Raw genomic sequence first — 15,187 nt, forward strand, 5'->3', positions numbered from 1 at the left:
AAATTCAATCTCTAGAACAATATCAGTCCCGACTTTTGTCAGGATCCCAATAAATCTCAAATACAAAGATTTACCTCTATATGTAATCTGATTTTTTTATGAAGAGTAAAGGCGAAATAAAAATTTATAAATCCGGGAGAGATGTAAATCTTGAGGTTAAACTTGAGGAAGAAACCGTTTGGCTTAGTCTGAACCAGATGTGCTTACTTTTCGGAAGAGACAAATCTGTAGTTTCAAGACATTTATCTAATATTTTCAGAGAGAAAGAGTTAGAGAAAAATTCAGTTGTTGCAAATTTTGCAACAACTGCCGCAGATGGGAAATTGTATCAAGTTGACTATTACAATCTGGATGTTATAATCTCTGTCGGTTATCGCGTAAAATCAAAACGCGGCACACAGTTCCGCATCTGGGCAAATAAAATATTAAAAGATTATCTTGTAAAAGGATATGCGTTAAATAAAAAACGTCTTACAGAAACAAAAGAAAAACTTAACGAAGTAACCGAAAACCTTAAACTTCTCGGCAAGATTGTTAAGCAACAAAAACTAACTACTGATGAAAATCTTGCATTTCTTAATTTAATCAGTGATTATGCTTTTGCACTTGATCTGCTTGATAAATATGATCATCAAAGAATTGAAGATATCAAAGGAAAGCGAAAAACTTTACACAAAATAGAATTGGATGAAGCTCTTAGTGCTATTTCAAAATTTAAAAAGGAAACCAGAGCATCTGACTTGTTTGCAAGACCAAAGGACAAATCATTCGACAGCACACTTACTTCAATCTATCAAACTTTCGGTGGTAAAGAATTTTATCCTTCACTCGAAGATAAAGCAGCAAATCTCCTTTACTTTACTGTAAAGAATCATTCCTTCATTGATGGCAACAAAAGAATCGGCGCTTTTTTATTCATCTATTTTTTAAATAAAAATAATTTCCTTCTTACTGAAAAAGGAAACCAGAGAATAAGCAATGAAACTCTTGTTGCACTCACTATCATGATTGCCGAAAGCAATCCAAAAGAAAAAGAACTTATTATAAAACTTATTAAACATTTATTAAATAACAGTAGTGACTGATGGGTAATCATTCAGTAATCAAGGACAAAATCACTAATAACAATAACTAAACAATTAAATAATACAACACTATAAACAATTCAATCTCAATAAAACAGTAATCCCGATTAATCTGGATTGCAATAAATCTGAAAAGGTGAACAAATGAACAAATCAATATCAAGAACAATCTCTGAGTTCGCAGTTAACTTGCAGTACAAGGATTTACCAAAGGAAGTAATCCACGAAGTAAAACGCTATCTATATGACTCAATGGGATGTGCATTTGGCGGATATCATACAAAAGATGTTAGAATTATTCGTAACATTTACCACGATATGGGGGGAACTGAAGAAGCAACAGTAATAGGATTTGGAGATAAAATCCCTGCTGTTAATGCAACACTTGTAAACTCGCTTATGATTCGTGCATTAGATTTTAATGACATCTACTGGAAAGAAGATCCTTCGCATCCATCAGACATAATTCCTGCGGCACTTGCAACAGCAGAATTAGTAGGCGCATCTATGGAAGAAGTGATTACAGCAATAGTGCTTGCTTATGAATTTGAACAAAGATTATGTTTGTTTGCATCTCCGGGAATCCGTGAACGCAAATGGCATCACGCAACTTTAACTCAATTTGTTTCACCAATTGTTGCCGGAAAAATGTTAGGACTAAATGTTGATCAGATGGTTAATGCAATTGGTATCAGCGGAAGTCATAATCATACAATCGGCTGTCCAACTGCAGGTAAATTAACAATGATGAAAAACACTGTTGACCCAATGGCAACACAATCTGGTGTTTTCGCTGCTTTAATGGCTCAGCGTGGTTACTCAGGAACAGAAGCTGTGTTTGAAGGTAAAGAAGGTTTTATGGATACTTTCCTCGGATGGAATGCTAAAGAACAAAAAGTTGAACCGGTTAGTATGAAAGGGCGCGATGGTGTTTCTGAATGGAAATGGAATATCGAAAAACTTATCGGCGGACTGGGTGAGAGTTATAAAATTTTGGAATGCAGTATGAAAGCTTTTCCGACAGAAGCATTAACTCACACTCATCTTTCTGCAACATTAAATGCTGTTGTAAAAAATAACATCAGTTATGATCAGATAGAATCTGTTACTCTCACAACTTTAGCTCAAGCTTATGATATTCTTTTCGATCCGCACAAGTATCGTCCGGAATCACGAGAAACTGCTGATCATTCACTCCCCTATTGCATTGCAGCAGCTTTAGTTGATCATAAAATTACAACACAATCTTTCAGTGATGAAAAATTGAAAGACCCAAGAATCTGGGAAGTTATTGATCGTGTTAAAGGCGAACCTTCAATTGAATTTGAAAAGATGTTTCCGGCAAAGCAGCCAAGTAAAGTTGTGGTAAAAACAAAAGACGGCAGAGAATTTTCTGAATATCTCGAATATCCAAAAGGCGATCCAAGAGAACCAATGACGATGGAAGACCTTGAAAATAAATTTGATGGTTTGTCATCACAGTTGTTTGTTTCAGGAAGAAGAAAAGAAATCAAGGAGGCTATCTTCAAAGCTGAATTGATGACTGCAAGAGAGTTTATGAAGAAGATGATTCTTTAACTTAAAGTCATTGATAGTCATTTGTGGTCATTAGGTCATTGATAGTTATTTATTTTAATTGGAGGCAGAATGAAACTTGAAGAATAACAGGTTTATCAGTTATCAATGGCGATTGCTGAAAAGATATGGAATATTGTTATCCGATGGGATTATTTTGCGAAAGATGTTATTGGTAAACAATTGATGAAATCTGCAGACTCGGTAGCTGCAAATTTAAGTGAAGGATTTGGAAGATATTTTTATAAAGAGAATAAACAATTTTGCTATTACTCAAGAGGCTCTCTTCTTGAAACTAAAACCTGGATTAAAAAAGCCAGTGATAGAAAATTAATTGATGAAAAAACATATTTGGAAATATTTAGCGAACTGGAAACGATTGGTGTTAAATTAAATAACTATATTAAAACAATTGGCAAAACACTAAACAACGAATGACCATAAATGACACAAAGTAAATGACAATAAATGACTACTATTGACAAGAAACAAATAACCATAAATGACAAAAAAATAATATGCATAATAATTCAAATAAATAATTGAAAAATAAAATGATAAAAACGATTAAGAAAACATCCGCAGGCAAACAAGGCGATAACATCCGCTCTGATTGCTATTTTGAAATTGAGTTGAAAAATTCTGGTGGAATTAAACTCGACATCAAAAGTAAAGTGCAGTCAATGTATGGAGAATCAATTAAAGAGATGATTCTCGAAATGTCAAAGTTTTTCGGAATTAAAGATGCAAAAATCCTTTGCGAAGATTACGGCGCACTGCCATTTGTTATGGCTGCAAGATTTGAACTTGCGATAAAAAGATTATTCCCTGAAAATAAAAAAGAATATCTGCTTCCTTTTATTAAACAGAATCAATATTCAACAAAGAAAGATCAGTTAAGAAGAAGCAGACTTTATCTGCCGGGGAATGAACCTAAGTTTTTTATGAATGCAGGACTTCATTCACCTGACGGAATAATTCTGGATTTGGAAGACAGCGTTGCACCGACTGAAAAAGATGCTGCTCAACTTCTTGTTCGTAATGTATTACGCTCTGTTGATTTCTATAACGCTGAAAGAATGGTTCGGATAAATCAATTGCCAAAAGGATTAGATGATTTAAAATATATCATTCAGCATAATGTTAATGTTATCCTTGTTCCTAAATGCGAATCAGCAGAACAAATTAAGCAGCTTGAAAAAGAAGTGGATAAATTAAAGAAACAACAAAAGGTTAATAATGCAATCTACTTTATGCCGATTATTGAAAGTGCACTTGGAGTAATTAAAGCTTATGAAATTGCAACTGCATCAAAAAATAATTGTGCTCTTGCAATAGGACTTGAAGATTACACCGCTGATATCGGAACGCAGAGAACCAACGAAGGTCGTGAAAGTATTTACGCAAGACAAACACTGGTTAATGCTGCCAAAGCTGCAGGAATACAAGCGATTGATACTGTCTTTTCTGATGTTTCTGATATGGAAGCGTTACGACAAAGCGTTCTTGAAGCTAAATCACTTGGCTTTGAAGGAAAAGGCTGCATACATCCACGACAGATAAAAGTTGTACACGATGCTTTTGCTCCAACAACAGAAGAAATAGAAAAAGCAAAGAAGATAGTTCTCGCTTTTGAAGAAGCAGAGAAAAAAGGGTTGGGCGTTGTCTCTCTCGGAAGTAAGATGATTGATCCGCCGGTTGTGAAGCGTGCACAGAGAACTATTGAGTTAGCTATCTTAAATAATTTATTAGATAAAAACTGGAAGAAACAATAGGACACGGATAACACTGATTAGTTATGATCAGCACTGAATATAAATCATCATAAAAATAAGTGTTCCTTTTCTTAAAGGATTAAAATGAAACTATTTTTCTTTTTGATAACAGTATTAATATTTTCAGAGAGTAGTTTTAACTACTTGTATTCACAACAAGTGCAGTCAATAAATTCAGATTCATTACGGCAAATCGAATTGGGAAATCTTGCTACCTATTCAATGCCTGATTCTGTTTTGAAATTATTTCCGTTTCAAAGCTTGAACTACTTAAACAGATTTTACCCTGGTGTTGTTTCTTATTTCCAGGATTTTTACATCCGAGACGGTGAAAATTACGAAACTGGTTATTTCATTGATGGAGTAAAATTCAATGATCTGTTTACAGGAAATAATTCATTTTTTCTTAATCCAAGCACATACAAGTCTATTGATTTTTACAATGGTTTTATCACTTCAGATATTGGAAATACATCAAGCGGTTTGTTTAATTACAATTTGAGAACCGGAGGTGATAAGTTGCAATTTAATGCTGAGTACCTTACAGATAATATTACTTTTACAAATGATGCATTTTCAGGAAATAAACGATTAGGCACTTATTTTTATGGTTACAATGAAACTAACCTGAACATTGGTGGTCCACTAATATTGAATAATTTGAAATTTTTTATAAACACAAATTATCTTTTCCAGAGAGATAAAAATCCTCAGAGATATCCTGGTGCAGATAATCTATTTTTCAATGATAGCGTATCTATGGATTCAATTACAATAAATCTCCCTGCCGGTATAGTTCCATTAAACTCATTTGAATCATTCAACTTATTGTCAACTATTTTTTATGATGCTGAAGAAATAAAAATAAAAGTTTATGGAATATACTTTAATGAAAATGAACTTTCAGAACGACATCATTTAATTGATTACCTGAATCCAAGAACAGGTTTGATTAATAATTCAGGCGGAATCATAAACTTAAATCTGCAGCAAGATGTTAATAATGTCTTATCGTATTCAATAAATGGAAATTATTATAACAAGAGTGAAGTAACCGCAGACCCATATCTTGGAAATAATTACTGGACTTATGGAGATAGTGTCGCAAATGCTGAAGCAGGGATTATATGGGAAAGATCAGTAAAAGACATAAACAGTGGTAGGGTCGGAAGGTATGTTTTGCCTTCTTTCAGAGGTGTATTCAATTACAATTTTACTAATGAAAATTATCCTGGCGTTGATCATAAGAAGTTAAATCAGGAAAGGGTTTCATTAGCTGGCAAATTGAGCTTAAATATGTACGGACAATTGATAAGGATCGGCGGAGAGTACTCCTACCACAACTTAATGCAGTGGGAATTAGCTAATCAAAATGCACTTGCTTATATATTTGTTGACTTCAGATCTCAACCGAACTTTGATGATTATAGCGATGAAGAATTAAAGGAGTTTATAGCATTTTATCGTGGTGCTAATAATTTCGGTTATAGTTTATCAGGAGGAGATTTAAATGATGATATTTATAAATCTCCTGAACCTGAATTTTATTCTATCTATATTGATGACAGAATAAATATTGTAAATAACTTATCTGCTTATTTGGGTTTGCGATATGATCATTTTAATTTCAATTTCAAAAAGATGGTGGACCCCACAAATCCTGATAAAACAGTTAACCGATCTACTGGTGAGATTATTGAAAATGGTTTGATTGATACTGACGATTATTCATTTTTTTCTCCCAGAATTGCTCTTGAATTTCTGGTGATAAATAACCTGTCATTTATATCCACGTATTCAGAAAAAGTCCAGAGCCATCCGTTTTCTGATCTGTACCAGGGAATTAACTCAACACTATATATATTAAACACGGGACCTTTTAATCAGGCTTACATTCTAACGGGAGATACAAAACCAATTGAAACAAGTGAATTTGAGTTTGGTATTAAATTTTTACCCTTAAATAATCTTAGAACTGGATTGAAGTATTTTAATAAGAATTCTAAAAACCATTTGTCAATTGATTTACAAGAAGTGAATCCAAGTTCGGCTTTTTCTAGTTATTATTATCTAAATGCCGATCAAACATTTGATATTTGGGGTATAGAGTATATAATAGATTATTATACCAAAGGATTGAAATTTATTTCAAATATTTGTTATCAAAATACTGATGTGGAAATAATAGGAGACAGATCTAATAAAATTATTATAAATGCATTTATGAATTATGACTTTATACACTTCCTAAAGCTTTCAGGAATTTTTAGAGAATTAAATCTGAGTACTCAATTTACTTTTAACAGTGGGCATCCATATTATTATACTGGTTTGCGATACCCCGATATTCCTTATTCTGGTACAACACCTAATGTCTATCAATTTGACCTAAAACTGGAAAAAAGAATCGCAATAACTGAGATTCTTAAGCTAGGTTTTTATATATATGTAATAAATTTGTTCGATGCAAAAAATGTATATGATGTTTTTCCACGAACCGGTTCAGCCGATGATGATGGACTTGCCATTAGTGCAATGATAGAAACATACGGAGAACAATATGCAATTTTACACCAGCTTATGAATCAATATAATCCTCAGGATGAACAACAAACATTTTACGGTCCTCCAAGACAAATTGGATTCGGAATTAAACTCAATTACTAAACACAAGATAAATTATGAAACTAACAAAAAACGCAGCAGGCAGATTTGTCCCTACAGAAGTAAATAGCCAACAACAAATTCCATTCAAGGGTGTCGATAAATACAAACCAACTGGAGTTAAAGCGAAACCAAAAATAAAAACTTGTATTGATTATCCATCCGATGGAAATAAAGTTGTAAATGATTTGAAGACAGCTTTGAAAAAAGCAGGATTGAAAGATGGAATGACAATTTCAACACATCATCATATTCGCAACGGCGATGCTGTTACAAATATTTTGTTTGATACAGTTAAAGAAATGGGAATTAAAAATATCCGCTGGTTCCCTTCTGCTTCTTTTCCGGTTCATTCACACTTAATTAAATATCTTGAAGATGGAACAATTCATCACATCGAACCTAATGTTTTTTCATATTTTTACAGTGCTAGCTATGAAGATAAAAAAGTTGGTTATATAATTTTTGTTCTCTTTAATACTGAAGTTTATACAGCTTACATTCATTAAAAACAATTTAGCACTTAAACAATACAGTAATATGAATAAATCAATTTCACCCAGACAGAGCTAAATAGAGTGAAAACTATAAAGATTAAATCAGATTCATTATTTAAGAGCGTTATCAAACTAATTGAAGAAAGCCGTTCAAGAACGGCTTTGGAAATAAATTCTGAGATTACTTTATTGTATTGGAATATAGGCAAGTATATTAGAGAAGATATATTAAAAAATAACAGAGCTGATTACGGACAGAGAATTGTTGAATCATTATCTGAACGATTGACTAATCAGTACGGCAGGGGTTGGAGCAAGAGACATTTGCACAACTGTTTACGTTTTACAGAAGCTTTCCCCCATGAACAAATTGTGCACGCACTGCGTACACAATTGAGCTGGACTCATATCAGATCACTTATTCCCATTGAAGACGAATTAAAACGCAACTTTTACATTGAGTTAAGCAAGATTGAGAAGTGGAGTACACGCCAGTTGGATGAACGTATCCAATCAATGTTATATGAAAGAACTGCAATCAGCAAAAGATCCGATAAAACTATTCGTCAGGAACTTCAGCATCTTAAAGAGCAGCAGCAAATTACACCTGACATAATATTTCGAGATCCATATATTCTTGACTTTCTTGGATTGAGCGATACATTTTCTGAGACTGATTTAGAAACAGCCATTATTGTTGAATTACAAAGATTCATTATTGAACTTGGAAATGATTTTGCTTTCCTTGCACGACAAAAAAGAATTACTATAGATAACCGCGACTACAAAATTGATCTTCTCTTTTATCACAGGAGATTAAAATGCCTTATTGCCATAGATCTAAAAATTGGAGAGTTCGAAGCCGGTTATAAAGGTCAAATGGAACTCTATCTGCGTTATCTCGAAAAAAATGAATCTTTGGAAGGAGAAAATTCTCCTATTGGACTCATACTCTGCGCAGGCAAAAACGAAGAGCACGTCGAATTGCTTCGATTAGAAAAAAGCAATATTAAAGTTGCTGAGTATATAACAATACTACCTGATAAAAAACTTTTAAAACAAAAACTTCATAAAGCAATAGAAATTGCCAGGCATAGATTAATTGCAGGCAAGAAAGTATGACGATACTTTCATAATTTTAAAATTAGCAATTGAAAAAAACAATAAAAGAATACAACAATGAAATTAACAAAAAACGCAGCAGGCAGATTTGTCCCTACAGAAGTAAATAGCCAACAACAAATTCCATTCAAGGGTGTCGATAAATACAAACCAACTGGAGTTAAAGCGAAACCAAAAATAAAATCTTGTATTGATTATCCATCCGATGGAAATAAAGTTGTAAATGATTTGAAGACAGCTTTGAAAAAAGCAGGATTGAAAGATGGAATGACAATTTCAACACATCATCATCTTCGCAACGGCGATGCTGTTACAAATATTCTTTTCGATACAATTAAAGAGATGGGAATAAAAAATATTCGCTGGTTCCCTTCTGCAAGTTTTCCGGTTCATTCTCACTTGATAAAATATTTGGAGGATGGAACAATTCATCACATCGAAGGAAGTATGAACGGACCACTTGGAAAATTCACTTCTGAAGGAAAGATGAAAGGAGTTGGAGTTCTTCGTTCACACGGAGGAAGATATCAATCAATTCAGGATGGAGAAGTTCATATTGATATTGCAGTTATTGCAGCACCAACCGCTGATCCATTTGGAAATGCAACCGGTGATCGCGGAAAATCTGCCTGCGGATTAATTGGATTTGCTCTTGGCGATTCTGAATATGCAGACAGAACAATTATTGTAACCGATAATCTTGTTCCATTCCCTTGTGTTCCATGGCAGATTCAAGGTAACAATGTTGACTATGTTGTTGAAGTTGAATCACTCGGTGATCCAAAAAAAATTGTAAGCGGAACAACCGAAGTAACAAAATCTCCTGATCGTTTACTAATTGCTGAGTATGTTGCACAATTTCTTGATGAAGCAGGAATAATGAAAGATGGATTTTCATTTCAGGCAGGTGCTGGTGGAACAACACTTGCATTTGCTGTCTATCTGAAAGAAAGAATGAAAAAGAAAAATGTTAAAGCAAGATTTATTCGCGGTGGTTCAACAAAATATTTAGTTCAAATGCTCGAAGAAGGATTGACTGATTATATTCTTGATGGACAGACTTTTGATCTTGAAGGTGTAAGAAGTATGAGAGAAAATTACGGACACGTTAATACTTCACCATTCACAAGCTACAACTTTCATGGCAAAGGAAATTTTGCATCAATAGTTGATGCTGCTGTACTTGGGTGCCACAGAAGTTGACGTAAAGTTTAACGCAAACGTTGTTACTCACAGTGATGGATATTTGCTTCACGGAATCGGCGGATGGCAGAATTGTCTTTATTCAAAATGTACAATACTTGCTATCCCATCTTTCAGAGATCGCATTCCTGTAATAGTTGATGAAATAACAACACTTTGCGGACCCGGTGAGTTGATAGATGTTATTGCAACTGAACGAGGACTTTGCATTAATCCCAAAAGAAAAGATTTATTGAAAGCAATGAAAGGTTCTACAATTCCAATTCTGAATATCAAAGAATTAAAAAAACAAATTGATGAAATCTGCGGTGGCGCCCCGGCAAAGCCAAAAGTAAACAAAGAAAAAGTTGTAGCAATTATAAAATGGGTTGATGGAACTGTACTTGATTCTGTTTTTCAAGTGGAGAAATAATTTATCGGGGAGGTTTGTATTTGTTCAATCCACCAACTGATGTGGTAATCCAGACGATTCCGTTTTCATCGCGTGAAGAAGCTTTTATTATATTCGAAGTGATTAAAGAATTACTTGTTGTGAATGCTGAAAAATTATTTTGTGCATCATACTTAATCAAACCTTCTGAAGCAGCTATCCATTTATTATTTTCATCATCAACAAAAATATTGTTGAATGTGTTTTGTGATGTGCCAGGAAAATAATTTGTAAAATTGCTCATATTGTAATAAGAAACACCAGCTCTGCCCGAAGTATCCGGTAAAAAGCAAAACCAAAAATTATTAAATAAATCTCGATCTATCGAACTGATAGTAAGAGATGGATAGTTATAATTATATTTTGAAACCGATTTAAATATTTCATCCTCAAAAACGAAAATGCCACCAGTTTTTGTTCCTAACCACAATCTCGATTCAGTTTCAACATAAATATCATTTATCCAATCAAGACTGTTTGGTTCGTTGTATGAAGTCCAATTAACACCGTTGAATTTTACCAGGTCAGCCGAAGTTCCTATCCATACATTTCCTGCGTTATCAAATTTTATAGAATTTATTATTTCTGAAGATAGACCGGAGTTTGATCTGTTATAAGTAAACCAGCTGCTGCCGTCAAGAATTCCAATTCCAAAATCGGTCCCGACCCAAATCCGATTCTGATTATCAGCTTGAATACAATTTATTTTGTTAGCAGGAATTGCAGAATTTGTACGATCGTAGTTTGTAAAATTTATTTCATCATATCTTATTAAACCTTTATCAAGCGACCCTATCCATTTTACGTTATTGTTATCAACTAAAACTGCAGTTAAGAAATTAGTAGGAATCCCTGAATTAAAAAACTGATAATCCACCCAGACCGAAGTATCTCTGAGTGCTTCGACATAATTGCTGGTTTTGCTGCTTTGCACTATTGCATTTATTTCTTTGTCTCTGTGGTTCGGTAGTTTGAATTTAACAGAATATTCTCCCGGAAGTAAATTTGAAAAAGTTGCAGGTGTAACCAAACCAGTCGCAGAATCATTAATAAGAATTTCAGCTCCACTAGGCGAAGTGTTCAGGAATAAATTTCCAAGCATTGAGGAATTAGATGCAATATCAACAAATAAATTAATTTTCTCATCCTCACCAAGACTTACAACAATTAAAGTATCTTTAAAATATTTTTTTTTGAATGTTAGTTCATAATCACCTGCTTCTATGTATGAAATACTATCAGGTGTTAATCTGCCGGTATTCCGACCATTCTGGAATATTGTAAATCCAACCGGAGTGGAATTTATATAAATAAAACCATTTGGTGCTTCCGACTCAACAGGCGAACGCGAAACTTCCTTATCACATCCAGGCAGGACAATTAATGATACCAGGAATACCGATACGGTTGTTTTTAAAAAATTTATTTTGATTTTATGAATAAAAGTTATCAATTAATTTTCATCAATAAAATTATAGCCGAATGATTCAATATAGTTTTGCACAAACCTTAACTTTGTATAAGCCTTACTTGAATATGAACCAAATAATCCGAATCCGCCTTCAATATTTGAGTAATCTGAAACATCAACGCTAACTGTCAGGTCATCAATATTTCCGCTTGTTGAAGAAATATACTTTGAAGTCGGTAAATCAAGCGCTGCTACATTAAAAAGTATTTTCTGGTGAATCGAATAGTTATTCTTGTTCGGATCTCCTTCTGAAATTTCTTCAAGAGCTTTAGTAATAGCTGAGAGGTCATATACAATCGTGATTGATGCAGATGCTGCCGGATAAACTGCTGTAAGACCGTTTCCATTAGTCACATACTTAATTGGCACATTTTTCAATTTATCAAAAATCTGTCCGTTAACATTCTGCTTATATCTTATCGTCATTTTTGGTAAAAAAGAATTTCCCTCCTGAAGTTCATTCCAGAAAAATTGTACGAACGGTTTAGTACCGGAAGGAATAATAACATCACTATCATCATCAAAATTAACTTGACCGGGAGAGACTGTAGATGATCGAAGTCTTTTGCCATTTGGAAGTAATACTTCAAGCTCGACAGATTTTTTGCTTCCAACAGAAAATTTATCATTGTAATAATACCTGAACGGAGTTTTATAACGCGATGTATCTATTCTTGCAACAGATGTATCTCTGAAAACAAATACCGAATCATTATACCAGACACGAATATCAGCACCAGCCACAAAAGGATCTTCCGTATAAGTTGACGGATCAAATCCATCAGGTCGGTAACTTCGGAAAAGAGTTGCGGACTGATATTGTTGATCATTTTTCAGAATGCAAGTAAAAGCAAATCGTTCAACATAATCACCATAAGGATTGAAGTCTTCTTCGCAGGAAATAAATAAGAACGAAATAATTATTACAAGCAGTAGTGAGTTTAATCGTTTCATATCTCAACCTTCAGAGTAGCAGTTATCATGAAAGGCAGCATATTAACTATTTCACCTGTGTCCCTGTCGAAGTAAAAAATATTATTTCGATCGTAAACATTTATTGCGCTGGCACCAAGTTCAATATTAACATAAAAAAGAGTAAGTCTTTTTATCAAGCTGAGATCAAGACGATGATATGCAGGTAATCTTCCAAGATTCTTATCGCCTAAATAGGAATATGGATTAAACTCTCCGCTAAATTGTCCGCTGCCATAAAGATTAGTTAAAAAATATTTATCATAAAAACCAATCATCTCGGTAAATGGATAACCGGAACTAAAATTCCAGATTGAACTTGCAATCCAGCCATCACCAAAATTTAATTCAACTATAATATTGCCTGAATGTCTTGCATCATATTTAGGATAATAAAGCCAATCATTAACTTCTTTGTACGCCCAGCTTAATGAATAAGATGCAGTTACATTTAATGGATCAAGACTATAATTCAGTGAAAACTCTGAACCGTAAGCTTCGCCTGTACCGGATAACAAATCAGGATCTGCAACAGTAAATTTCTTATCGTTGACTATAGGGATGTAATGTGTAATCTTATAATAGCCTTCAACAGAAAAATGTATTCCCCTTATTAAATCAAAATCCAATCCGGCGATATAATGAATTGATCTTGCAGGATTCAAATAGTCCGGTGTAATAATCCATGGATCGAATATGGATATAATTTCGCTTTCGTCAGAGACTGTTAACATTTCCTGTTGATAAATTCCCCATGCCGCTTTAAATCCGATTAAAGGATGGAATCTGTAAGTTAAACTGACGCGCGGTTCGAAAACTCCACCGCCCTTACTGCTTAAACCTGTAACATTAAATCTCGTTCCTGCATCTAGCCCGAAATTTTTCCACTGCAGGAATTTATATTTACCATAAAGGCTAAGATTACCGGCAAACTTTTCAAGATTACTTTGAATACCAACAAAGTTTGTTTGCTGGAATTTTGTATCAATCGTTTTTAGTTTAAGTCCCAATCCAATTTCATCACGGTTATCATAAACAGCATTCATGTCAAAAGTGATAGTAAAATCCTTTACTTCATTGTATCGTGGTTTAAGACTGCTGAGGTTTGGTATCACTTCACCTTCAAATGAACTGAGTGAAATACCAAGTCTTGAGAATAATGGTACATCATAAATCTGAAGCCACTCAAATCCGAACACATTATTATTCCATTTGAATTGTTCTCTGAACGGATCCTGGTAATCAACATTATCATTGGACAAAAATCCGAAAACAGCAAATTTTGCATTCTCAAAAATATCTTCGCTGCTATAGTTTAATTTGAATGAAAGATCGTAAAAATCAATCGGGACGGTCTCTTCATTAAAAAATTTTTTAAGCACATCGTTATCATAACTCATTCTTCCAGTAATCATAAAAGAACCATTTGGAATCGGACCCTCCAACAAACCTTTGGCAGTTAGAAAACTAAGACCACCTTTAAATCCGAGTCTGTTTTTATTTCCGTCTTTTGAAACAACATCCATCACAGATGAAACTCTTCCGCTGTATTGAGAAGTAAAACCACCTTTATAAAACTCAATACTGTTTATCATATCAGGATCAATAACGCTGAACAATCCAAGTGAGTGAAATGGATTATAAATCTCAACTCCGTTAAGTAAAATCTGGTTTTGATCTCCACTTCCGCCACGAACATAAAACTTTGCTGTAACATCACCTGTTGTGCTGACTCCGGGAATATATTGGAGCGATCTGAAAATATCTGTTTCAACTCCTTTGGGCTGGATTTCAATTTCTTTTACTGAAATTCTTTCAAGACTAATATCGGTTGAGTTTTCGCGGATAACTTTTTCACCAACCTTTTCTATTGTCTGCAGTTCAACACTTAATGGCTGAAGTTTTACATCTAGTTGGGTGACATCTGTTGGCTCAACAAATATTTTGACAAGTCTGGTTTTATATCCAACATAAGAAACTGTAACTTCATATTCTTTACCGGAAGGAATTGATTTGATCAGATACATTCCTCTTTCATTAGTTGAAGCTCCTAAGTTTATTTCCTTAAGGAAAACATTACAGAAAACAAGAGCTTCGCCATTAGTTGAATCAGTCACAAAACCGCGTAGATTTCCGGTTTGCTGTGGAAGAATTAATCTGGTTGGAATCAGAGTCAGAATTACAATAAGAATAAAGAGATAAGAAAACCCTTGAACCCGCATTAGTCCTGAATATTGAAAGTTAAAATTACGGTTTCAAATATATAGTAAACTTATTTTTGTTTATACACTTGAATTATACTAATTATAGGAGACTTCTGAATTATTATGAATATGTCACTCTGAATCCGGCAACTGCCGGATTTTTTAATTTAAAAACCAGATATTTCACTC

General features: G+C 33.8%; 9 protein-coding genes and 2 pseudogenes. 8 read left to right on the top strand and 3 right to left on the bottom strand.

Annotated elements, in window-relative coordinates; all coding sequences use genetic code 11:
* Positions 1-98 precede the first annotated feature (98 nt).
* The 8 genes and pseudogenes from HND39_00420 to HND39_00455 all read left to right on the top strand — a co-directional run bounded on the left by HND39_00420 (position 99) and on the right by HND39_00455 (position 10,333).
* The gene (locus HND39_00420) at positions 99-1,085 is read left to right on the top strand and encodes a virulence protein RhuM/Fic/DOC family protein (GenBank protein ID QKJ94853.1); all 987 of its coding nucleotides are present in this window, start codon (positions 99-101) and stop codon (positions 1,083-1,085) included.
* A gap of 144 nt (positions 1,086-1,229) precedes the next feature.
* Entirely contained in the window at positions 1,230-2,663 is a 1,434-nt protein-coding gene (locus tag HND39_00425; GenBank protein ID QKJ94854.1) for an MmgE/PrpD family protein, read from the top strand.
* Positions 2,664-2,732: 69 nt separating this feature from the next.
* Positions 2,733-3,098, top strand: a pseudogene (locus tag HND39_00430) (four helix bundle protein).
* A gap of 116 nt (positions 3,099-3,214) precedes the next feature.
* Positions 3,215-4,435: an HpcH/HpaI aldolase/citrate lyase family protein gene (locus HND39_00435; protein QKJ94855.1), complete on the top strand. Its 1,221-nt coding sequence runs from the start codon at positions 3,215-3,217 to the stop codon at positions 4,433-4,435.
* An 84-nt stretch (positions 4,436-4,519) separates the two neighbouring features.
* Positions 4,520-7,102, top strand: coding sequence for a TonB-dependent receptor (locus HND39_00440; protein QKJ94856.1), 2,583 nt, complete (start codon positions 4,520-4,522; stop codon positions 7,100-7,102).
* Between the two features lie 14 nt (positions 7,103-7,116).
* Positions 7,117-7,608 carry a hypothetical protein gene (locus tag HND39_00445; GenBank protein QKJ94857.1) on the top strand — a complete coding sequence of 164 codons (492 nt, stop codon included), beginning with the start codon at positions 7,117-7,119 and terminating at the stop codon, positions 7,606-7,608.
* A 78-nt stretch (positions 7,609-7,686) separates the two neighbouring features.
* Positions 7,687-8,718: a DUF1016 domain-containing protein gene (locus tag HND39_00450; protein ID QKJ97819.1), complete on the top strand. Its 1,032-nt coding sequence runs from the start codon at positions 7,687-7,689 to the stop codon at positions 8,716-8,718.
* Between the two features lie 57 nt (positions 8,719-8,775).
* Positions 8,776-10,333, top strand: a pseudogene (locus HND39_00455) (citrate lyase subunit alpha).
* Position 10,334: 1 nt separating this feature from the next.
* On the opposite strand, the gene HND39_00460 reads toward HND39_00455, so the two are convergent.
* The 3 genes from HND39_00460 to HND39_00470 are packed head-to-tail and all read right to left on the bottom strand — an operon-like array spanning position 10,335 to position 15,016.
* Positions 10,335-11,804 (bottom strand): PEGA domain-containing protein, encoded by a 1,470-nt coding sequence (locus HND39_00460; GenBank protein ID QKJ94858.1) that lies wholly within the window; start codon positions 11,802-11,804, stop codon positions 10,335-10,337.
* Positions 11,805-12,776, bottom strand: coding sequence for a DUF4249 family protein (locus tag HND39_00465; GenBank protein ID QKJ94859.1), 972 nt, complete (start codon positions 12,774-12,776; stop codon positions 11,805-11,807).
* Positions 12,773-15,016, bottom strand: coding sequence for a TonB-dependent receptor (locus HND39_00470; GenBank protein ID QKJ94860.1), 2,244 nt, complete (start codon positions 15,014-15,016; stop codon positions 12,773-12,775). Before HND39_00470 ends, HND39_00465 begins: the two co-directional genes overlap by 4 nt.
* Positions 15,017-15,187 lie beyond the last annotated feature (171 nt).

This window comes from Ignavibacteriota bacterium (assembly GCA_013285405.1).
Lineage (GTDB): Bacteria > Bacteroidota > Ignavibacteria > Ignavibacteriales > Ignavibacteriaceae > IGN2.

What these genes read in the sequence shown, in the direction of transcription:
- HND39_00420 (QKJ94853.1), top strand. Translation starts at nt 99, where the DNA reads ATGAAGAGTAAAGGCGAAATAAAAATTTATAAATCCGGGAGAGATGTA.
- HND39_00445 (QKJ94857.1), top strand. Translation starts at nt 7,117, where the DNA reads ATGAAACTAACAAAAAACGCAGCAGGCAGATTTGTCCCTACAGAAGTA.
- HND39_00425 (QKJ94854.1), top strand. Translation starts at nt 1,230, where the DNA reads ATGAACAAATCAATATCAAGAACAATCTCTGAGTTCGCAGTTAACTTG.
- HND39_00470 (QKJ94860.1), bottom strand. Translation starts at nt 15,016, where the DNA reads ATGCGGGTTCAAGGGTTTTCTTATCTCTTTATTCTTATTGTAATTCTG.
- HND39_00465 (QKJ94859.1), bottom strand. Translation starts at nt 12,776, where the DNA reads ATGAAACGATTAAACTCACTACTGCTTGTAATAATTATTTCGTTCTTA.
- HND39_00435 (QKJ94855.1), top strand. Translation starts at nt 3,215, where the DNA reads ATGATAAAAACGATTAAGAAAACATCCGCAGGCAAACAAGGCGATAAC.
- HND39_00440 (QKJ94856.1), top strand. Translation starts at nt 4,520, where the DNA reads ATGAAACTATTTTTCTTTTTGATAACAGTATTAATATTTTCAGAGAGT.